1 protein-coding gene is annotated in these 516 nt (G+C 72.3%); it reads right to left on the bottom strand.

Going from position 1 to position 516, the window contains the following annotated elements:
* Positions 1 to 38 precede the first annotated feature (38 nt).
* A partial coding sequence (locus tag J0A65_RS25525; RefSeq protein WP_206597016.1) for a hypothetical protein occupies positions 39 to 516 on the bottom strand: 478 nt, incomplete at its 5' end.

Raw genomic sequence — 516 nt, 5'->3', positions numbered from 1 at the left:
CAGGCACAGGTGTAGGAGCGGGCGCCCGCCGCCGCGAGTCAGGCGCAGGCGGCAGCAGGCAGTGGTGCGGGTTGGAAGCGTTCGGCCAGCGCCTGGCTGGCCGCGGCATCGCTATGCGCGAACACGAAAGCCAGGCCCTGCTCGTCGTGGCGCAGAGGTATCAGGTGCTGTTCAGGCAGGTCACCGTGGCTCAGTCGCCAGCCCCGCTGCGGCAGGTCGGCGGGCAGGTCGCCCTGCAGGCGGCCGCCGAAGAAGCCCAGTTCGCTCAGCTCGACCGCCCAGCGCTGACCCTCGTCATGCAGCAGCACGGCGTGCTGCTGGCGTGGCGGGCGACGCGGCTCGCAGCGCTTCTCCAGGTTCAGCAGCTGGCCCGCGTGCAGGCGCGTGCTGCCGGGACTGCGTGCCGGCAGCGGGCGTTCGCAGAGGAAGGGGCGATACAGGGCGGCGCAGGCTTCGCGCCGTTCGAACTGGGCCAGGTGGTCGGCCTGGTGAATCACGGCGCACTCGGCCATGCCG

Source organism: Bowmanella yangjiangensis (genome assembly GCF_017255015.1).
GTDB lineage: Bacteria > Pseudomonadota > Gammaproteobacteria > Enterobacterales > Alteromonadaceae > Bowmanella > Bowmanella yangjiangensis.
The sequence above is the reverse complement of the archived record's forward strand: the minus strand, read 5'-3'. Positions and strand labels throughout refer to the sequence as shown.